The sequence below is a fragment of the Micromonospora sp. WMMD737 genome (genome assembly GCF_049179055.1).
Taxonomy (GTDB): Bacteria; Actinomycetota; Actinomycetes; order Mycobacteriales; family Micromonosporaceae; genus Micromonospora; species Micromonospora reichwaldensis.
Genome location: NZ_JBMHMH010000001.1, coordinates 3,909,647 through 3,928,992, shown reverse-complemented (window position 1 = coordinate 3,928,992; position 19,346 = coordinate 3,909,647). Strand labels below are relative to the sequence as shown.

Here is a 19,346-nt window from a genome sequence, read left to right as displayed (position 1 = left end):
ACCAAAGATCACCCCCGGTGTGGGCCCCGTCAGGTCGGGTTCGCGTCGGTCGCGGCCCGTACGAACTCGTGGACGCGGGCCGTGCCGTTGCTCTCCCGCCAGACCAGGCCCCGCCGGATCGGTGGCGCGTCACGGATCGGCACGTACGCCACGTCGGGGCGCGGGTAGTAGCGGCGCGTGTGCTCGCCCACCGGCAGCACCCCCCGCCCCATCGCGACAAGCGTCAGCATCTCCGAGAACGTGTTGCCCGCCGGCCCCTTCGGCACCGGGCGCCCCGACGGGGTCTGCTCGGGGGTGCGGTCGCGCCTGAACTCCGCCGAGGTCACGGCCGGGTACTGCACCACCGGGTGGTCGCCGAGCGTCTCCAGGGAGACCGACGCCTCCCGGGTCAACGGGTGCCCGGCGCTCACCGCGAGCAACCGCCGCTCCTGAAGCAGCGCCGGCCCGCAGGCCATCCCGTCGAAGGGGTACGCGGCCATCAGGACGTCGACGGAACCGTCGAGCAGGCTCTGCCGGGAGTTGAAGAGCTGCACCTCCCGCACCTCGACCTGGCAGTCGGGGTGGCGCTGCGAGAACAGGGCGACGGCCTTGAGCAGCGTCGGGGCGGTCCACTCGCCGAGGAAGGCGACCCGCAGCCGCCCGGTCACGCCCCGTCCCGCGTCGACGGCCCGGCGTACGGCGTCGTCGATGCCGGCGACCAGCGGCACCAGGTCCTCGGCGAGTTGCCGCCCGATCGGGGTGAGCTGGACGACCCGGCTGGTACGGGTGAAGAGCGGGGCGCCGACACGGCGTTCCAGCTTCCTGACCACCTGGCTGATCCGCCCGGTGGTCACCCGCAGGCGCTCGGCCGTCCGGCCGAAGTGCAACTCCTCGGCGAGGGTCAGGAAGGTCTCCAGCTCGTGTCGTTCCAGCACGTCCCGCCCCATCGTTGAATCCGGCTCAACGATGGTAGTGCGATCGCGTCTTGGTCGGCGTCGCCGGCCGGCGGATCGTGAGGGGCATGGAAACGACGACAGTCACCGACTACCTGGCCGAACTCGACGCCCCGCTGTGGGAGATCGGCGAGAAGCTGCGCCCCGTCATCGAGTCGGCCCTGCCGGGCGCGACCGGGGCGGTGTGGCACGGACACCCGGTCTGGGGTCTCGGCGACCGGCCGGGCCGGCGCCCCGTCTGCCTCGTGAAGGCGTACGGCACGTACGTCACGTTCGGGCTGTGGCGCGGCGCCGAGGTCACCGACCCCTCGGGGCGGCTGGTCGCCGGCGCCCGGCAGATGGCCTCCGTCAAGCTGCGCACCCTCGCCGACGTCGACCCCGCCCTGTTCACCGACTGGCTGCGCCAGGCTTACGCGCTGGAGGTCAGGTGAGCGCGGTACGGGTCACGGGCTTCGACCACCTGGTGCTCAACGTGGCCGACGTGGAGCGCGCGCTGGACTTCTACTGCGGGCTGCTCGGCCTGGCCCCGGTGCGGGTCGACCAGTGGCGGGCCGGCGCGGTCCCGTTCCCCTCGGTACGCATCGACGCGGGGACCATCATCGACCTCGTGCACCGGGACCGGGGTGAATCCAACGTCGACCACTTGTGTCTGGTGGTGGAGCCGCTGGACTGGGCGGAGGTCGTCGCGTCGGGTGCCTTCGACGTCATCGAGGGGCCGGTGGGCCGGTTCGGCGCGCGGGGCAGCGCCACCTCGCTCTACGTGCGGGATCCGGACGGCAACTCCGTCGAGCTGCGCTGGTACCCCCAGGACGCCGCCTGAGCGGCCGACGCCGGGGGCGTGCCGGCCGGGCGGTCCGGGGTCAGGGCTGGGTGACGGCGCGGTAGGCGTCCTCGATGCGGGCGGCCAGCAGGACCTCCCCCTCGGTCAGCGGCGCGTTGCCGTGCCCCACCCGGATCCGGGTCTGGTCGGCCCGGCGGCTGATCTCCGGACGCAGGTGCAGCGCGTCGGCGACCACCTTCACCCGCTCGGTGAGGGCGGCGTGCTGCGAGTCGTCGATGACGAGGGTGCGTCGGATCTGCTCACCCTCGCGGATCCAGCCGGGGAGCAGGGTGAGAGCGTCGTCGAGGTAGTCGTGCTTGGATCGAGTGCTGAACAGCGCGCGCATCACCGCACCTCCCAGGCGCCGTTGCCGGCTTGTGGCCAAATCGTCGCCGTCCCGTGTCTTGTCGGTGCCTTCTAGTCTGTCCTCGCATGCTGGGTGTGTCCACGCCCACACTTCCGGGTTCTCCTGCCCTGACGGTCGGCCACGCTACCCAAACCGCCGATTGATCTGGCACGCTGGACGCCCGTGCGGACCGAACGGGCGAATGGCGGCGGGCAGGCCGAGCGACGGGACCTCAGGGTGATCGTCGGGGCGGCGATCATCAGGGACGGCCGGGTGCTCGCCTGCGCCCGCTCCGCCCCGCCCGAGGTGGCGGGCATGTGGGAGTTCCCCGGCGGCAAGGTGGAGCCGGGCGAGAGCGAGACCGCCGCGCTCGCCCGCGAGTGCGCCGAGGAACTGGCCGTACGCGTGGAGATCGGCGACCGGGTGGGCCGCAACGTCCGGATGGCCCACGGTCGCTCGGTGCTCAAGGTGTACGCGGCCCGCCTGCTGCACGACGACCAGCCGCAGGCCCTCGAACACTCGGCCCTGCGCTGGCTCTCCGCCGACGAGTTGGACAGCGTCACCTGGCTCCCGGCCGACGCACCCATCGTCGCGGCCCTCCGGCCCATCCTGGCCGCCTGAGCGGAAGCGGACATCCGAGCCGAAAGAGGACGGGGGCCGGCGGCATCAGCCGCGGCCCCCGTCGTCGTCAGCGCACGTCAGTGCTTGTCCTGCTCCGGGTGAGCGAAGTTCAGGTGCTCCGGCGGCAGCGGGAAGGTCACGTCGTCGCCGAACGGCGACGGCGCCGCCGCCCGGTCGAACGTGAGCTCCGTCAACGGCAGCCGGCCGTGGTCGTCGACGGCGGGCGCGGTCGGCCTCGGCACCTCGCGGTCCCAGTTGACGCCGCGCTGCGCCTGCACCTCGGCCCGCGGGTCGTGGGAGCCGCCCGCGTGCGAGTGCACGCCCCCGTGGGCCGCGCTGCCGCGCACCGCGCCGCTGGCGTGTTCGCTGGTCACGATGGTCTGAGGCACCTGACCCCTCCGGAAGATCTTGCTACCAAGCCACACGAGGGGATCGTACCTGCGGTCGACGACCCGTTCCTTCATGGGGATGATCCCGTTGTCGGTGATCTTGATGTGCTCGGGGCAGACCTCGGTGCAGCACTTGGTGATGTTGCAGAATCCGAGGCCCTGCTCGGCCTGCGCGTACTCCTTGCGGTCGCTCTTCGCGTCCAGCGGGTGCATGTCCAGCTCGGCCGCCCGGATGAAGTAGCGCGGCCCCGAGAATGCCTGCTTGTTCTCCTCGTGGTCCCGGATCACGTGGCAGACGTTCTGGCACAGGAAGCACTCGATGCACTTGCGGAACTCCTGCGAGCGCTCCACGTCGACCTGCTGCATCCGGTACTCGCCGGGCGCCAGGTCGGCCGGCGGCGCGAACGCCGGCGTCTCCCGCGCCTTCTCGTAGTTGAACGAGACGTCGGTGACCAGGTCCCGGATCACCGGGAAGGTGCGCAGCGGGGTGACCGTGACCGTCTCGTCCTCCGTGAAGGTGGACATCCGGGTCATGCAGCTCAGCCGCGGCTTACCGTTGATCTCCATCGAGCAGGAGCCGCACTTGCCGGCCTTGCAGTTCCAGCGGCAGGCCAGGTCGGGGGCGTCGGTCGCCTGGAGCCGGTGGATGACGTCGAGGACCACCTCGCCCTCGTTGACCTCCACCATGTAGTCCTGGAGGTCGCCGCCGTTCTCGTCGCCGCGCCAGATGCGGAACTGGCGCTTCGCGCCCGGCTTCCCGGGCCCCTGGGGGTTCTGGTTACCCATGCGTCAGCGCTCCTTCTCGGTCTCGACGTCGGCGACCTGGGCGTCGAACTCGGCGAGTTCCTCGTCCGTGAGGTACTTGGCCAGCTCCGCCCGGTCGAAGAGGCCGATCAGCTCCGGGCGCATCCTCGGCAGCGGCTTGCGCTCCAGGCGCACCGTGTCGCCTTCGAGGCTGCAGACCAGGTTGACCCGACGCCACGCCGGATCCATGGCCGGGTGGTCCTCCCGGGTGTGCCCGCCGCGCGACTCCCGCCGCTCCAGCGCCGCCTTCGCGGTGCACTCCGAGACCACCAGCATGTTGCGCAGGTCGAGCGCCAGGTGCCAGCCCGGGTTGTAGCGCCGGCCGCCGCTCGCGCTGACCTTCGCCACCCGCTCCCGCAGCTCCGCCAGCCTGCCCAGCGCGTCGACCAGCTCGCCCTCGCGCCGGATGATGCCGACCAGGTCGCCCATCACCGCCTGGAGGTCCTGCTGGAGGACGTACGGGCTCTCGCCGGTGTCCCGCTGCAACGGCGCCAGGGCTGTCTCCACCGCGGCCTCCACGGCCGCGACGCCCACCTTCGGGCGCGCGGGGAGGCTGTCGGCGTACGTGGCGGCGTGGCCGCCCGCGCGCTTGCCGAAGACCAGCAGGTCGGACAGGGAGTTGCCGCCGAGCCGGTTGGAGCCGTGCATGCCGCCGGACACCTCGCCCGCGGCGAAGAGCCCCCGTACGTGGCCGAACGCGGCCCCGCTGTCCGGGTCGACCTCGACGCCGCCCATCACGTAGTGACAGGTGGGCCCGACCTCCATCGGCTCCTTCGTGATGTCGACGTCGGCCAGCTCCTTGAACTGGTGGTACATCGACGGCAGACGGCGGCGGATCTCCTCCGCCGGCTTGCGGGAGGCGATGTCCAGGTAGACGCCGCCCGCCGGCGTGCCCCGCCCGGCCTTGACCTCGCTGTTGATCGCCCGGGCCACCTCGTCACGCGGCAGCAGCTCCGGCGGGCGCCGGTTGTTGTCCGGGTCCGTGTACCAGCGGTCCGCCTCCTCCTCGGTCTCCGCGTACTGCTTGCGGAAGACGTCGGGGACGTAGTCGAACATGAACCGCTTGCCGTCGGAGTTCTTCAGCACGCCGCCGTCGCCGCGCACCGACTCGGTGACCAGGATGCCCTTCACCGAGGGCGGCCAGACCATGCCGGTCGGGTGGAACTGGAGGAACTCCATGTTGATCAGCGTCGCGCCGGCCCGCAGCGCGAGCGCGTGTCCGTCACCCGTGTACTCCCAGGAGTTCGAGGTGACCTTGTAGGAGCGGCCGACGCCGCCGGTCGCGAGCACCACCGCGGGCGCCTCGAAGAGGACGAACTCGCCGGACTCCCGGTAGTAGCCGAACGCGCCGGCGACCCGGTCGCCGTCGAGCAGCAGCTCGGTGATCGTGGTCTCGGAGAAGACCTTGATCCGGGCGTCGTACGAGCCGTGGTCGCGCTTGTCCTCCTGCTGGAGCGACACGATCTTCTGCTGGAGGGTGCGGATCAGCTCCAGGCCGGTCCGGTCGCCGACGTGCGCCAGGCGGGGGTACTCGTGGCCACCGAAGTTGCGCTGCGAGATCTTTCCGTCCTTGGTGCGGTCGAAGAGCGCACCGTACGTCTCCAGTTCCCAGATCCGCTGCGGCGACTCCTTCGCGTGCAGCTCGGCCATCCGGAAGTTGTTGAGGAACTTGCCGCCGCGCATCGTATCGCGGAAGTGCACCTGCCAGTTGTCCCGGCTGTTCACGTTCCCCATCGCGGCGGCGGCGCCGCCCTCGGCCATCACCGTGTGTGCCTTGCCGAAGAGCGACTTGGAGATGATGGCGGTCTTCTTGCCGGCGAGGCGGGCCTCGATCGCCGCGCGCAGGCCGGCGCCACCGGCCCCGATCACGACGACGTCGTAGTGGTGTCGTTCGATTCGCGTTGTGTTCGTCATGTCAGGGGCCCTCTAGTTGATGAACCGCAGGTCGTCGAACCACTCGGCCGCGACCGCCATGACGTAGAAGTCCGTCAGGGCCAGCGTGCCGAGCGTGATCCAGGCGAGCTGCATGTGCCGGACGTTCAGGGCCGAGACGAAGGTCCAGGCCCGGTAGCGCACCGGGTGCTTGGAGAAGTGCTTGAGCCGCCCGCCGATGATGTGCCGGCACGAGTGGCAGGAGATCGTGTACGCCCACAGCATCACCACGTTCAGGAGCAGGATGATGTTGCCCAGCCCGAACCCGAAGCCCTTGGGGGAGTGGAAGGCCAGGACCGCGTCCCAGGTGTTGATCAGCGAGATGATCGCGGCGGCGTAGAAGAAGTAGCGGTGCAGGTTCTGGCCGAGCAGCGGGAACCGGGTCTCGCCGCTGTAGGACTTGTGCCCGTCGGGGACCGCGCAGGCGGGCGGCGACAGCCAGAACGACCGGTAGTAGGCCTTGCGGTAGTAGTAGCAGGTGAGCCGGAACAGCAGCAGGAACGGCAGCGTCAGCGCCGCGTCCGGGATGATCCACCAGCCGGGCAGGAACCGTCCGAAGTGGGAGGCGCCCTCCACGCACCGCTCGGTCACGCAGGGCGAGTAGAACGGGGTCAGGTAGTGGTAGTCCTCGACCCAATAGAAGTCGTGCATGAAGACCCGGACCGTCGCGTACGCCACCCACGCGCTGAGCCCGATCACGGTGATCAGCGGGGCGAGCCACCAGCGGTCGGTTCGCAACGTCTTCGCCGCGATGGCGGCGCGCGCCCGCGCTCCCCGCGGCCTCGTTGCCGTTGATGTCATTAGAGTCGTCTCCCTGACAGGACCCTCACGGGCGGATCAAGTTCCGGTCGGCAACGCGGACCGGCAGACCCGCACCCGCTTGCCACGTCATGCGCACACCAACGACCGCGCCGGCGATACGGCGCAGCTAAGTGACACACGTTACGCCGATCTTCGCGAGCCGTCCGCGCAAGGCAGTGTCCCGTGTGTCCCGGCCGGTGGAAAGCCCCGCACGATGATCGATGTCCGGATGTTAAGAACCTCACCCGGCGCCTGTCCGGCGTACCGGAGCGGCTCACCCGAAAAGCGTCCCGCGGCGGTGGCCCGTCAGGCGAGCAGCTCCGCCGGCCGGATCGTGGCCCGGACCGGCTCGGTCAGCTCCAGCGTCTCGCCGGCCTTGGTCACCGACCGCTCGACGTAGTGGGCGCCCTGCCGCCGGTAGACGTGCACGGTCAGCGTCTCCTGCTCCACCAGGAGATACCACTCGATGCCGGCGGCCGCGTAGTAGTGCATCTTGAGCACCTTGTCGGTGGCCGCGTTGCCCGGCGAGATGATCTCGCAGACCAGCTTCACGTCGGCCGCCTCGATCCAGGGGTCGTCGAGGTCGATCGGGCCCGTGACGACGAGGTCCGGGATGGGGATGCGCCCCGGCCGGAGCCGGACGTTCACCGCTTCCAGGACGCGGAGGCCGGCTTCCCGCGTCGGTCCTCGCAAGGCGGCCCGCAGCTCACCGGAGATGTTCTGGTGGCGGGGCGTGGGGGCTGGGGTCACGTGAAGGCTCCCGTCGAAGAGTTCGACGCGCTGCTGCGTCTCGCCGAGGGCGAGGTACTCCTCTTCACTCCACGGGCCGTCGTGGTCGAACACCGCCGCGGTCATCGTCACCTCCACCTCGTGCCGGGGGACATCCTTGCGGGACTGCCGCGCCCATCGTCGCACCCGCTGTCCGGGGGCGTGAGGTCAACGCCGGTGAATGCCGAGGTGAGGGCTGTTCACGCCCGTTGCAGAGTCGTTACGCTGTGGCCCGCTGACAGCTCCGGTTATGTAGCTTATTTTCACCCTCAGTGCTTTCCTGTAAGTTCTCTTCGTCGCTGAGGGAGGCGGTCGTGGACAGGCCGGAGTCGGCGCCGTCCGGGAAACCGGACCGCCCCAACGTGCCGGAGCAGCGCTCCGGCCAGGACCCCTACCTGCGGGTGAGCGACCTGCGGGTCCGGTTCGACACCGAGGACGGCGTGGTGCGCGCCGTCGACGGGGTGTCGTTCGAGGTGGCCCGGGGACGCACCCTCGGCATCGTCGGTGAGTCCGGCTCGGGCAAGAGCGTCACCTCGCTGGCCGTCCTCGGGCTGCACAGCGCCAAGCGGACCAGCATCACCGGGGAGATCTCCGTCGGCGGCCGCCAGCTCGTCGGTCTGCCGGACGAGGAGGTACGCCGGCTGCGCGGCCGGGACATGGCGATGATCTTCCAGGATCCGCTGTCCGCACTGCACCCGTACTACACGGTGGGCCGGCAGATCGCCGAGGCGTACCGGGTGCACCACCCGAAGGCCGGCAAGCGCGAGGCCCGCCAGCGCGCGGTGGACATGCTGGGCCGGGTCGGCATCCCGCAGCCGGCCCGCCGCTTCGACCAGTACCCGCACGAGTTCTCCGGCGGCATGCGGCAGCGGGCGATGATCGCCATGGCTCTGGTCAACGACCCGGACCTGCTGATCGCCGACGAGCCGACCACCGCCCTGGACGTGACGGTGCAGGCGCAGATCCTCGACCTGCTGGCCGACCTCCAGGCCGAGTTCAACTCCGCGATCATCCTGATCACCCACGATCTGGGCGTGGTCAGCCAGGTCGCGGACGAGGTGCTGGTCATGTACGGCGGGCGGGCCGTCGAGCACGGCAGCGTCGAGCAGGTGCTCCGCCGGCCGCAGCACCCGTACACCTGGGGTCTGCTCTCCAGCGTGCCCTCGCTGCACGGCGACGCGGACGCGGACCTGGTGCCGATCAAGGGCAACCCGCCGAGCCTGATCAACCTGCCGTCCGGCTGCGCCTTCCACCCGCGCTGCCGCTACGCCGACCGCAACGGCGACCGGTCCCGCACCGAGGTCCCCCAGCTGCGCCCGGCGGGCGCGCCCGGCCACCTGGTGGCCTGCCACCTCTCCGCCGACGACCGGACCCGGCTGTACGCGGAGGACATCGCCCAGGTGGGAGTGGCCCGGTGAGCGCGAGGAACGCAGCGCAGCGGAGTCCCGCAGTCGCGAACGGAGGTTGGCTCCGGTGAATGTGGAGATCAAGGAGCCGGTGGAGCCGCTGCTGCGGGTGCGCGGGCTGGCCAAGCACTTCCCGGTGCGCAACGGGCTGCGGCGCACCGGCCTGGTCCGGGCCGTGGACGGGCTGGACTTCGACGTGCGCCCGGGCGAGACGCTCGGCCTGGTGGGCGAGTCCGGCTGCGGCAAGACGACCACCGGGCGGATGCTGGTGGGTCTGCTGGAGCCCTCGGCGGGCAGCATCGAGTTCGCCGGGCGGGACATCACCCACGCGGGCCGCCGCGAGCTGCGGGCGCTGCGGCAGGATCTCCAGATCATCTTCCAGGACCCGTACGCGTCGCTGAACCCCCGGCACACGGTGGGCCGGATCGTGGCGATGCCGTTGCAGGTCAACGGGATCACCCCGCCGGGCGGGGTCAAGAAGCGGGTCCAGGAGCTGCTGGAGCTGGTCGGGCTGAACCCGGAGCACTACAACCGCTACCCGCACGAGTTCTCCGGCGGACAGCGGCAGCGCATCGGCATCGCCCGCGCGCTCGCCCTGCAACCCAAGCTGATCGTCGCCGACGAGCCGGTCTCCGCCCTGGACGTGTCGATCCAGGCGCAGGTGGTCAACCTGCTGCGCGACCTGCAACGCGACCTCGGTCTGGCGTTCGTCTTCATCGCCCACGACCTGGCCGTGGTGCGGCACTTCTGCCAGCGGGTCGCCGTCATGTACCTCGGCAAGGTCGTCGAGATCGGCGACCGGGACGACATCTACGAACGGCCGCAGCACCCGTACACCCGGGCCCTGCTCTCGGCCATCCCCGACGTCACCCAGCTCGGCGCGGCGGGCCGGATCCGGCTCTCCGGGGACGTCCCGACGCCGCTGGACCCGCCGTCGGGTTGCCGCTTCCGCACCCGGTGCTGGAAGGCGCAGGAGCGGTGCGCCACCGAGGAGCCGGCGCTGGTGCCGCGCGACGGCGGCGACCAGGCCACCGCCTGCCACTTCCCGGAGACGGGACCGGTCGGCGCCACCACGGGACCGGTCGGTGACGACGCGCGGCCGGCGGACCCCGGGACGGCCGGGGTCGGCACGACCGCCGAGGAGGTGGCGAAGTGAGCTTGTCCCCGGTCGAGGGCACGGCGCTGGCCGAGATCGAATCCGGCGGCGACGCCGGCGAGCAGAAGACGCTGGTCGGCCGCTCGCCGGGTCAGCTCGTCCGTAGCCGGCTGCGCAGCGACCGTACCGCCCTGGTGAGCGGCGTGGTGCTGGTCTTCTTCGTGCTGCTGGCGGTGGGCGCGCCCCTGGTCCAGCGGCTCTACGGGGTGACCCCGAACGAGCAGTTCGGCGAGCTGCTGGACAGCACCGGGATGCCGCTGGGATACGTCGGCGGGATCAGCGGCGACCACTGGTTCGGCCTGGAGCCCGGCCTGGGCCGGGACATCTTCATGCGGATGATCTACGGCATCCGCACCTCGCTGCTGATCGCGCTCGGCGCGGCCCTGATCACCACGACGATCGGCGTGGTCCTCGGGATCCTCGCCGGCTACCTCGGCGGGGTGGTGGACGCGGTGATCAGCTGGATCACCGACGTGGCGCTGGCGATGCCGTTCCTGATCTTCGCGCTGGCCGTGGTGCCGACGTTCTCACTGCGCTTCTACGGCCCGCGCGACGAGGTGCCGACCTGGTTCGCGGTCACCACGCTGATCGTGGTCTTCACCGCGTTCGGCTGGACCAGCACCGCGCGGCTGGTTCGCGGTCAGGTGGTGTCGCTGCGCGAACGCGAGTTCGTGGAGGCGGCCAAGGCCAGCGGCGCGGGGCTGGGGCACATGCTCTTCCGGCAGCTGCTGCCGAACATCTGGGCCCCGATCCTGGTGTCGTTCTCGCTGCTGGTGCCGTCGTACGTGACCAGCGAGGCGGCGCTGTCCTTCCTCGGCGTCGGGCTGCCCGAGTCGGTGCCCAGCTTCGGCCGGATGATCTACCGGAGCATCGACTACCTGCAGACCGACCCGGCCTACGTCTTCTTCCCCGGCATCACGATCTTCGCGCTCGTGTTGGCGTTCAACCTCTTCGGCGACGCGTTGCGTGACGCGCTCGACCCGAAGTCGTCACGGTAAGGGGTACTGCGCATGGTGCGCTTCCTGGTGAAGCGGGTGCTGCTGGCGATCTCGGTGCTGTTCGCGGTGAGTGTGGTCAGCTTCCTGCTGTTCTTCGCGCTGCCCGCCGACCCGGTGACCGGCATGTGCCCGAAGAACTGCAACGCCGAGCGTCTGGAGCGGGTGCGGACGGAGCTGGGGCTCAACGAGCCGAAGGTGCAGCAGTACGCCGACTACATGAAGGGCATCTTCGTCGGCCGCGACCTGGGCAGCGCGCAGGGCGGCGAGTGCGCGGCGCCCTGCCTCGGCTACTCGTACGTGAACAGCGAGGCGGTCACCGACACCTTCGCCCGGGTGCTGCCGGTGACGTTGAGCATCGTCCTGCCCGCGGCGGTGCTGTGGCTCGCCATCGGGGTCGGGCTCGGCATGGTCTCGGCCCTGCGGCGCGGCTCGCTGCTGGACCGGATCTCGATCGGCCTCACCCTGACCTTCGCCTCGCTCCAGCTCTACTTCGTCGGCGCGGTCCTGTTGCTGATCTTCGTCTACACCCTGCGGATCCTGCCCACGCCGCGGTACACGTCGCTGTTCGAGAATCCCGTGGAGTGGGCGCGGGGGCTGGTGCTGGCCTGGGTCACCCTGGCGCTGCTCTTCTCCGCGATCTACGCCCGGCTGTCCCGGGCCCAGATGCTGGAGACGCTCTCCGAGGACTACGTGCGTACCGCCCGGGCCAAGGGCATGCCGAAGCGGCAGGTGTACGGCAAGCACGCGCTGCGGGCGGCGATCACGCCGATCGTCACCATCGCCGGTCTCGACGTGGGCACGGCGCTCGGCGGCACGGTGATCACCGAGACCACCTTCGGCATCCAGGGGCTGGGACGTACGGCGGTGGAGGCGGTCAGCCAGGGGGACCTGCCGACCATCATGGGGACGGTGCTGATCGCCGCGCTGTTCGTGGTCGTCGCCAACATGCTCGTCGACCTGCTATACGCGTTCATCGACCCCAGGGTGCGCCTCGGCTGACCCGAGGCGTGCCGGGTGCCGATCGTTGTAGCCCCGTTATCTGCTCGAAATTTACCGTCATTGAAGGCTAGGCGAAGCTTTCCTTCATCGGCGATCCGGAGGAGTGAGTATGCGAGCAAGACGCGTCACCGCCCTGGGCGGTGCGATCGCACTGATGGTTTCCCTCGGTGCGTGCAGCGAGAACACCGGTGACGACACCGGCGGGGTGGACACCACCAAGCCGCGCACCGGCGCCATCGCGACCGACCCCAAGGACTCTCTCGGCCCCGCGCCCGAGGTGCCCGGCGCGGCCAAGGGCGGCACGTTCTACATCCTGCGGGAGAACAAGATCTCCCACATGGACCCCCAGCGGATCTACTCGTTCGCCGGCCTGATGGGGAGCCAGCTCTACGCCCGCTTCCTCACCACCTTCAAGGACGACGGCAAGGGCAACGTCACCCTGGTCGGCGACCTGGCCGAGACCCCCGGCACCAACGTCAACAACGACTGCAAGGTCTGGGAGTTCAAGATCAAGCAGGGGGTGAAGTTCGAGGACGGCCGGCCGATCACCAGCAAGGAGATCGCGTACGGCATCGCCCGGTCCTTCGACCCGGACCTCACCGGTGGCCCGACCTACCTGCAGGAGTGGCTGGTCGACAGCCCGCAGTACGACACCAAGTGGGACTTCAAGGCCAACAAGACCTCGCTGCCGCCCGGGCTGACCACGCCGGACGGGAAGACCCTGCGCTTCGAGTTCAACAAGCCGCGCTGTGACCTGCCGTTCGCCGTCTCGCTGCCGGCCACCGCGCCGCTGCCGGCCGACAAGGACACCGGCGTCAACCTGGACAACCAGCCGTTCTCGTCGGGCCCGTACAAGTTCACCAAGCACACCCCGGGCGTCGAGATCGTGCTCGAGCGCAACGAGCACTGGGACCCGGCCACCGACGCCGTGCGCCACCAGTACCCGGACAAGTTCGTCTGGTCGCTGGGCGCGGACCAGGCCGCCCAGACCAACCGGGTGCTCGCCGGCACCGGCAACGACGCCGCGGCGGTCGCCACCGGCGGCGTCCCGTCGGAGCTGATCGCCAAGGTCACCGGCGACCCCAAGCTCAAGGAGCGGATGATCGTCGCGGCGACGCCGAACGCGTTCCGGCTGAGCATCAACACCGCCCGGGTCACCGACCTGTCGGTGCGGCAGGCGATCAACCACGCGATCGACCGCACCAGCATCACCAAGAACCTCGGCGGCCCCTACGGCGCCGTGCCGATGACCACGCTGCTGCCGCCGACCACGCTCGGCTACAAGCAGTTCGACGCGTACCCGGCCGGCGAGAGCGGCAACGCGGAGAAGGCCAAGGAGCTGCTCGCCGGCAAGACGCAGAACCTGGTGCTGCTCACCTCCGACGTGACCAGCTCCCAGGAGCGGGCCACCCAGATCAAGAACGCGCTGGAGAAGGCCGGCTTCACCGTCACGATCAAGACGATCCCCGAGGACGGCTTCCTCGACACGGTGAAGAAGAAGGACAACCCGTACGACCTCTGGGTCGACTCGTGGGCGGCCGACTGGCCCAGCGGCGCGTCGATCCTGCCGGTGCTCTTCGACGGTCGTGGCATCAAGGCCGAGGGCAACAGCAACACCTCGCAGCTCAACAACGAGGCGCTCAACGCGGAGTTCGACCGGATCCTCGCGCTCGACCCGGCCAAGCAGGCCGACGAGTGGAGCAAGATCGACGAGCGGCTGATGAAGGAGACGGCACCGGCGGTGCCGCTCTACGTCGAGGTGGTCTCCATCGCCCACGGCGAGAAGGCCGGCGGCATCTTCATCGGCAGCATCTTCGGCTGGCCGAGCTTCGTGGACGCGTACGTCAAGCAGTGACGACACCCGTGACGCGCTGACACCCCAGCGGTGACACGCACGGACCGACCCCCGGTCGACAACGACGTCGGCCGGGGGTCGCCGTGTCGGTGGGTTGCCCGCGACCGCTCGGCGGCGCCACCGCCCGGCCGACCCGCGACTGCTCGGCGGGCCCGCCACCCGGGCGGCCCGCGGCGGCGGGGACGGCCGCGCCGGGGCGCGGCTAGAGGTGGCGGCGGACGAAGTCGAGTTCCAGCCTGAGCAGGCGTTCGGCGATGCCGCCGGCGGCCATGTGGGTGGCCCCGGTCAGCGGCAGCACGGAGTGCGGCCGGCCGGTCGCCAGCAGCGCCGCCGACAGCCGCAGCGTGTGCGCGGCCACCACGTTGTCGTCGACCAGGCCGTGCACCAGCAGCAGCGGCCGGGCCGCCTCCCCGGCCGGCACGGGCTCGCCGGCCAGCTCCACCAGCGAGTGGTGCGCGTAGATGTCCGTGCCGTCGTCCGGCAGGCCCAGGTAGCGCTCCGTGTAGGCCGTGTCGTACAGCGTCCAGTCGGTGACCGGCGCCCCCACGATGCCGCACCGGAACAGCTCCGGGTGCCGCAGCACCGCCAGCCCGGCCAGCCAGCCGCCGAACGACCAGCCCCGCACCGCCACCCGCTCCAGGTCCAGGTCGGGGTGCTTGCCGGCCAACGCGGTGAGGGCGTCCACCTGGTCGAGCAGGACGACGTCGGCCATCCGCCGGTGGATCGCCTTCTCGAAGGAGGGGGCCACCCCCGGCGTACCCCGGTTGTCGATGGTGACGACCGCGAAGCCGGCGTCGGCCCACCACTGCCGCTCCAGCCACGCCGCGCGGGCCGCGAGCACCTCCTGGTGCCCCGGCCCGCCGTAGACGTCCAGCAGCACCGGCAGCCGCCGGCCGGTGACGTAGTTGTCCGGGTAGAGCACGGCCGTCGGCAGCCGCCGGTCGGTGACCCGCTCCAGCAGCGGCAGCGGCGCGTACGGCGGGGTGGCGGCGAGCGAGCGCAGCACGGCCACCTCCTGCTCGCCCCGGCGCACCGTCCATTGGACGCCCGCGTGGTCGAGCGAGGCGCTCCCCACCACCAGCACGTCCCCGCCCACGGCGGCGGTGTGCCAGCCCGGGTCGGTGGTGATGCGGCGGGCGTCCACGCCGCCGCCGATGGTGGTACGCACCCGGAACAGGTGCCGTTCGCTCGGCTCGCCGTCGCTCGCCTCCACCAGCAGGTCGGCCGGGCCGCTGCCGCCGGGCAACCGCCCCACCACCCGCCGCACGTAGAGCGAGGGCGGGGTGAGCAGGGTGCCGTCGGCGAAGAGGCAGCGGGCGTCGTACCCGTCGTGGGCGAGCTCGCCGCCGACGAGCACCCGGCCGTCCGGCAGGTGCGCCGGGGTGCCCGGGACCGGCTCCACCCAGCGCGGGTCGGCCAGCTCGGCGTGCACCTGGGTCTCGCCGGTGCGCGGGTCCACGGCGAGCACCAGGCCGTGCTGCTGGGAGCGGCGCAGCACGGTGATCAGCGGGCCCCCGTCGGCCCAGTGCACGGCCGTCAGGTACGGGTAGGTCTCCCGGTCCCAGTGCACGTCGACCCAGCCGTCGTCGAGATCCAGCAGGTGCAGGCTGACCTCGGCGTTCGCGGTGCCCGCCCGGGGGTACGCGACGGTGGTCGGCGGGCTCGCCGGGTCGGCCGGGTCGTGCAGGTGCCAGCGCTCCACGCGGGACTCGTCCACCCGGGCGGCCAGCACCGCACGACCGTCCGGCGCCCACCAGTAGCCGCGGTAGCGGTGGAACTCCTCGGCCGCGATGTGCTCGGCCAGCCCCCAGGTCACCCCGGAGTCCTCGCCGGCCAGCAGGGTGTCCGTGCCGTCGTGCTCGACCACCCGCAGCTGCCCCCGCCGGACCCCCTCGGCGGCGTCGGTGACGTATGCCAGGCGCTGCCCCGTGGGATCGGGCCGGGGGTCGAGCACCGGGCCGACGGTGGCCACCTCGACCACGTCGCCGTGCACCAGGTCGGCCCGGAACAGCCGCCCGGCCAGCGCGAAGACCGCCACCCGGCCGGCGCCGTCAAGCGTGTAGGAGCCGATGCCGGAGGCGCTCAGCCGCAGCCGCTCGCGCAGGGCGCGCTCGCCCGGGCTCAGCGCGCCGGCGTCGGCGTCGGCCCCGAGCAGCGCCGCCGGGTCGGCGACGAGCCGCTCCTCGCCGGTCGCCACGTCGAGCTGCCAGAGCGCGTCGGCCGGGTCCTCCGGGCCGGCCGAGCGCAGGAAGACCACCCGGGAGCCGTCGTCGGCCACGGTGACCGCCCGCGGCGCTCCGCGGCTGAACCGGCGGGTGCGGGCGGCCAGCTCCGGAAAGTCCACAGTCCAGATCGTAGAGCGGGGACCGGGGGTGATGTGGCCGACCTGCGCGGACGCGTCGGGGCCGGCGGAGGAGAACCGCCGGATAGAGTGACCGGCGTGACGACGCTGCCTGACCGCCGCCTCCTGCTGGTCCACGCGCACCCCGACGACGAGTCCATCGGCACCGGCTCGACGATGGCGCACTACGCCGCCGCCGGCGCTCACGTCACCCTGGTGACCTGCACCCTCGGCGAGGAGGGCGAGATCCACGTGCCGGCGCTCGCCCAGCTCGCCGCGGCCGAGGCCGACCAGCTCGGCGGCTGGCGGATCGCCGAGCTGACCGCCGCCTGCGCCGCGCTCGGCGTCACCGACCACCGCTTCCTCGGCGGCGCCGGCCGTTACCGCGACTCCGGCATGATGGGCCTCGCCACCAACGAGCACCCCCGCGCCTTCTGGCAGGCCGACCTCGACGAGGCCGCCGGGCACCTGGTGGAGATCATGCGGGAGGTACGCCCGCAGGTCATGGTCACGTACGACGACAACGGCTTCTACGGGCACCCGGACCACATCCAGGCGCACCGGGTGGCGATGCGCGCGTACGAGCTGGCCGACGCGGAGGGCTTCGCCCCGGCCAAGGTCTACTGGACGGCGATGCCGCTCAGCGTGCTGGAGGCCGGCCTGACCCACTTCGCCGAGGCGGCGGACAACCCCTTCGCCGGCATCCAGGACATCTCGGAGCTGCCCTTCGGCACCCCCGACGCGCAGATCGCCGCCCGGATCGACGCCACGGACCAGCACGCCGCCAAGGAGGCGGCGATGCGCGCGCACGCCACCCAGATCCCCGACGCCTCCTGGCTCTACTCGATCGCCGGCAACTTCGGCAGCGAGTTCATGGGCGTGGAGTACTACACCCTCGCGGTGGGCGGGCGCGGCCCGGGCAGCGGCCCGTACGGCTGGGAGGACGACCTCTTCGCCGGGCTGGACCTCGCCGACGGTCCGGACCGGTCCCCGGTCTCGGCGGCCGGTAACCGGTGACCCTGCCCGTCGCGTCGATGTCGACCGCCCCGCAGGAGACCGCCCCGCCACCGTCCGGGCCGTCCCGGCGGCTGCTCGACCTCGCCCTGCGGGTGGCCGGCGGGCTGGTCGCCGTCCTCGCGGGGACGCTCACGGCGGTGCTGGAGCTGCTGCTGGCCACGGTCCGGGTCGGCGGGCACCTGATCGGCGTCTCGGTGCTCGTCGCGATCGCCGCGAACATCGCGCTGAGCTGGTTCGCGCACGAGGCCGTCGGTCGCCGGTGGGCCGTGGTGCTGCCCGCGACGCCCTGGTTCGTCCTGATGTCGGTGGCGGCGGTCCGCACCGCGGAGGGGGACCTGCTCGTCACGGGCGACAACTGGGTCGGCCTGGCGATGATCGTGGCCGGCGCGATGACCTTCGCGGTGATGGGTTTCCGGCAGATCCTGGCACCGCCACCGGTCCGGTCGGGGGACTGACGGCGCACAGGTTCCGGTGGTAGACATTCCTGCCAGGAGGCCCGCCGCTCCGGCGGGCGGTACGGCGGGAGGCGTGCGATGAGTGAGCGGTGGCGCGCGATCGGGGTTCTCGCGATCGCGTTGTTCGCGGTCAACGTGGTCGCCCGGCTGGTCACCCGGTTCGGCTTCGACGGCGACGACACGGCCGCCGCCGACCGGGTGTCGCTGGGGATGTTCGTGGTGATCGGGCTGGTCCTGGCCGCGGTCGCCTTCGTGTGGGGCAGGCGTCGCCCCGTCTCGGCCTGGGGCGCGGACCTGGCCGCCGCGGTCGGGATCGCGCTGCTGCTGACGGTGCTGGTCGGGCCGCTGCTGGTCGGCGACGACCCGTTCGGCGGGGGCGCGGGCACCTTCTTCGCCCAGATCTGGCTCTACCTCGCGGCGGCCGGCGTGGGCGTGCTGCTCGGCTACCTGCTCCTCACGGCGCTGGGCCTCGACCACCGCTCGCAGTCCCTGAAGCGCTACGCCGAACTGAGGGCCACCAAGCCCCGCCGAGTAGTCCGCCGCTGACCCCACGCCCCCGACCCCCACCCCCACCCCAACCGGCCCACCCATAGACCTCGTCGATCATGAGTTTATTGCCGCTGTAAGCGTTTTCCGCTGCCGATAACCTCATGATCGACGCTGCGACGCTGCGACGCTGCGACGCTGCGTCGCTGCGACGCTGCGACGTGGGGGCAGGGGCGGGAGGGCGGGCGGGGGTCAGGGAGGTGGGGTGCGGGTCAGGTAGGTGTGGTGGGTGGTGAAGCCCAGGGCGCGGTAGAGGGTCACTGCCGGGGTGTTGCGCTGCTCGACCTGGAGGAAGGCGCGCGAGGCGCCGGCCGCGGCGCCCCAGTCGGTCAGCGCGCGGATGATCCGGCCCGCCAGGCCCTGTCGCCTCGCCTCGGGCAGCACCTCGATCAGGCTGAGCCCGAGCCAGCGGCCCTGCCCGGTGACCGTGCCCCGGCCGATGGCGAGCAGGGTGCCGTCGGCGTACACGTGGGCGAAGCGGACCTGGTCCACGGCGGTGAGCACGTGCCGGGCGGCGTCCGGCAGGCCGCCCTTACGGCCGGCGGCGACGGCGAGCCAGTCGTCCGACGGCTCGGCGGTCAGCTCGACCGGCGGCGCTCCGGCGCGCTCCGGCGCGGCCGGCGGCAGCCCCGCCAGCGGCACCGTCTGCACCAGCACGGGCGGCCTGCCGACCCAGCCCCGGGCGTCCAGCTCCGCGCCCACCGGGGCGGCGAGCGGCAGCGGGGTGTTGACCATCGGCGGTTGACCGAGGTCGGCGTACCAGCGCTCCACCGCGTCGAGCGCGGCGGGCAGGGGCCGGTCCGGGTCGCCCACGGGCAGCGCCGAGTTGGCCCGGCCGGTCCAGCCGTCGGCGGCGCGCAGCCGCCAGTCGCCGAGCCGTCCACGCACGGCGGCGGGCCACGCCTCGTCGGCGGCCAGTTCCAGCTCGACCACGGCCGCCGCGGTGGGGCGGCGGGCCGGCGGTACCCGCTTGGCCCGGTGCACCTCGGCCACGGGGACCTGGAGCCGGCCCTGCGCGGTGGCGAGTGTGAGATGGGTTTCGCTCAGCTCGACCAGCTCGCCGAGGGCGTCCGAGAAGAGCGGCCGACCTTCGCGAATGCCCACGATTCGGCGAACCACGATCCGGTGTCCCACATCCTGCTGTCGGAGCACGATCGACC

At 71.8% G+C, this 19,346-nt stretch carries 19 protein-coding genes; 11 read left to right on the top strand and 8 right to left on the bottom strand.

The window, feature by feature from the left end; genetic code table 11:
- Nucleotides 1–29: 29 nt before the first annotated feature.
- Nucleotides 30–914, bottom strand: a complete 885-nt coding sequence (locus ACN27A_RS16960) for a LysR family transcriptional regulator (RefSeq protein ID WP_421454531.1) — start codon at nucleotides 912–914, stop codon at nucleotides 30–32.
- An 86-nt stretch (nucleotides 915–1,000) separates the two neighbouring features.
- On the opposite strand from ACN27A_RS16960, the gene ACN27A_RS16955 reads away from it, so the two are divergent.
- Together ACN27A_RS16955 and ACN27A_RS16950 are read left to right on the top strand one after the other, a co-directional pair.
- Complete coding sequence (locus ACN27A_RS16955) at nucleotides 1,001–1,363, top strand: DUF1801 domain-containing protein (RefSeq protein WP_421454529.1); 363 nt, start codon at nucleotides 1,001–1,003, stop codon at nucleotides 1,361–1,363.
- Nucleotides 1,360–1,752, top strand: a complete 393-nt coding sequence (locus ACN27A_RS16950; RefSeq protein ID WP_421454526.1) for a VOC family protein — start codon at nucleotides 1,360–1,362, stop codon at nucleotides 1,750–1,752. Before ACN27A_RS16955 ends, ACN27A_RS16950 begins: the two co-directional genes overlap by 4 nt.
- Nucleotides 1,753–1,792: 40 nt before the next feature.
- On the opposite strand, the gene ACN27A_RS16945 is transcribed toward ACN27A_RS16950, so the two are convergent.
- A complete protein-coding gene (locus ACN27A_RS16945; RefSeq protein WP_421454523.1) occupies nucleotides 1,793–2,098 on the bottom strand; it encodes a 4a-hydroxytetrahydrobiopterin dehydratase in 306 nt (101 codons plus the stop codon).
- Nucleotides 2,099–2,281: 183 nt separating this feature from the next.
- On the opposite strand from ACN27A_RS16945, the gene ACN27A_RS16940 reads away from it, so the two are divergent.
- Nucleotides 2,282–2,719: a (deoxy)nucleoside triphosphate pyrophosphohydrolase gene (locus ACN27A_RS16940; RefSeq protein WP_132231036.1), complete on the top strand. Its 438-nt coding sequence runs from the start codon at nucleotides 2,282–2,284 to the stop codon at nucleotides 2,717–2,719.
- A gap of 77 nt (nucleotides 2,720–2,796) precedes the next feature.
- Here the strand turns inward: ACN27A_RS16940 and ACN27A_RS16935 are convergent, their stop codons facing one another.
- The 4 genes from ACN27A_RS16935 to ACN27A_RS16920 form a co-directional block, all read right to left on the bottom strand.
- Nucleotides 2,797–3,894, bottom strand: coding sequence for a succinate dehydrogenase/fumarate reductase iron-sulfur subunit (locus tag ACN27A_RS16935; RefSeq protein WP_151455027.1), 1,098 nt, complete (start codon nucleotides 3,892–3,894; stop codon nucleotides 2,797–2,799).
- Nucleotides 3,895–3,897: 3 nt separating this feature from the next.
- Nucleotides 3,898–5,826, bottom strand: a complete 1,929-nt coding sequence (locus ACN27A_RS16930) for a fumarate reductase/succinate dehydrogenase flavoprotein subunit (RefSeq protein WP_421454520.1) — start codon at nucleotides 5,824–5,826, stop codon at nucleotides 3,898–3,900.
- Nucleotides 5,827–5,838: 12 nt separating this feature from the next.
- A complete protein-coding gene (locus ACN27A_RS16925; RefSeq protein ID WP_421454518.1) occupies nucleotides 5,839–6,645 on the bottom strand; it encodes a hypothetical protein in 807 nt (268 codons plus the stop codon).
- A 306-nt stretch (nucleotides 6,646–6,951) separates the two neighbouring features.
- Entirely contained in the window at nucleotides 6,952–7,500 is a 549-nt protein-coding gene (locus ACN27A_RS16920) for a Uma2 family endonuclease (RefSeq protein WP_421454515.1), read from the bottom strand.
- Between the two features lie 275 nt (nucleotides 7,501–7,775).
- Here ACN27A_RS16920 and ACN27A_RS16915 point away from each other — a divergent pair, with 275 nt between their 5' ends.
- The 5 genes from ACN27A_RS16915 (at nucleotide 7,776) to ACN27A_RS16895 (ending at nucleotide 13,827) form a co-directional block, all read left to right on the top strand.
- Nucleotides 7,776–8,831, top strand: a complete 1,056-nt coding sequence (locus tag ACN27A_RS16915) for an ABC transporter ATP-binding protein (protein ID WP_421458507.1) — start codon at nucleotides 7,776–7,778, stop codon at nucleotides 8,829–8,831.
- Between the two features lie 55 nt (nucleotides 8,832–8,886).
- Nucleotides 8,887–9,975, top strand: coding sequence for an ABC transporter ATP-binding protein (locus tag ACN27A_RS16910; RefSeq protein ID WP_421454513.1), 1,089 nt, complete (start codon nucleotides 8,887–8,889; stop codon nucleotides 9,973–9,975).
- Nucleotides 9,972–10,973 carry an ABC transporter permease gene (locus ACN27A_RS16905; RefSeq protein WP_421454509.1) on the top strand — a complete coding sequence of 334 codons (1,002 nt, stop codon included), beginning with the start codon at nucleotides 9,972–9,974 and terminating at the stop codon, nucleotides 10,971–10,973. Before ACN27A_RS16910 ends, ACN27A_RS16905 begins: the two co-directional genes overlap by 4 nt.
- Before the next feature lie 12 nt (nucleotides 10,974–10,985).
- The gene (locus tag ACN27A_RS16900; RefSeq protein ID WP_151455020.1) at nucleotides 10,986–11,972 is read left to right on the top strand and encodes an ABC transporter permease; all 987 of its coding nucleotides are present in this window, start codon (nucleotides 10,986–10,988) and stop codon (nucleotides 11,970–11,972) included.
- Between the two features lie 109 nt (nucleotides 11,973–12,081).
- Nucleotides 12,082–13,827: an ABC transporter substrate-binding protein gene (locus tag ACN27A_RS16895; protein WP_421454506.1), complete on the top strand. Its 1,746-nt coding sequence runs from the start codon at nucleotides 12,082–12,084 to the stop codon at nucleotides 13,825–13,827.
- Nucleotides 13,828–14,029: 202 nt separating this feature from the next.
- Here ACN27A_RS16895 and ACN27A_RS16890 read toward each other — a convergent pair whose 3' ends face one another.
- Nucleotides 14,030–16,171 (bottom strand): prolyl oligopeptidase family serine peptidase, encoded by a 2,142-nt coding sequence (locus ACN27A_RS16890; protein WP_421454503.1) that lies wholly within the window; start codon nucleotides 16,169–16,171, stop codon nucleotides 14,030–14,032.
- A gap of 87 nt (nucleotides 16,172–16,258) precedes the next feature.
- Here ACN27A_RS16890 and mshB point away from each other — a divergent pair, with 87 nt between their 5' ends.
- The 3 genes from mshB to ACN27A_RS16875 all read left to right on the top strand — a co-directional run bounded on the left by mshB (nucleotide 16,259) and on the right by ACN27A_RS16875 (nucleotide 18,186).
- A complete protein-coding gene (gene mshB / locus ACN27A_RS16885; RefSeq protein WP_421454500.1) occupies nucleotides 16,259–17,185 on the top strand; it encodes an N-acetyl-1-D-myo-inositol-2-amino-2-deoxy-alpha-D-glucopyranoside deacetylase in 927 nt (308 codons plus the stop codon).
- Between the two features lie 17 nt (nucleotides 17,186–17,202).
- Nucleotides 17,203–17,640 carry a hypothetical protein gene (locus ACN27A_RS16880; RefSeq protein WP_421458505.1) on the top strand — a complete coding sequence of 146 codons (438 nt, stop codon included), beginning with the start codon at nucleotides 17,203–17,205 and terminating at the stop codon, nucleotides 17,638–17,640.
- A 78-nt stretch (nucleotides 17,641–17,718) separates the two neighbouring features.
- Nucleotides 17,719–18,186 carry a hypothetical protein gene (locus ACN27A_RS16875; RefSeq protein WP_421454497.1) on the top strand — a complete coding sequence of 156 codons (468 nt, stop codon included), beginning with the start codon at nucleotides 17,719–17,721 and terminating at the stop codon, nucleotides 18,184–18,186.
- Between the two features lie 192 nt (nucleotides 18,187–18,378).
- Here ACN27A_RS16875 and ACN27A_RS16870 read toward each other — a convergent pair whose 3' ends face one another.
- The gene (locus ACN27A_RS16870; protein ID WP_421454494.1) at nucleotides 18,379–19,338 is read right to left on the bottom strand and encodes a GNAT family N-acetyltransferase; all 960 of its coding nucleotides are present in this window, start codon (nucleotides 19,336–19,338) and stop codon (nucleotides 18,379–18,381) included.
- Nucleotides 19,339–19,346 lie beyond the last annotated feature (8 nt).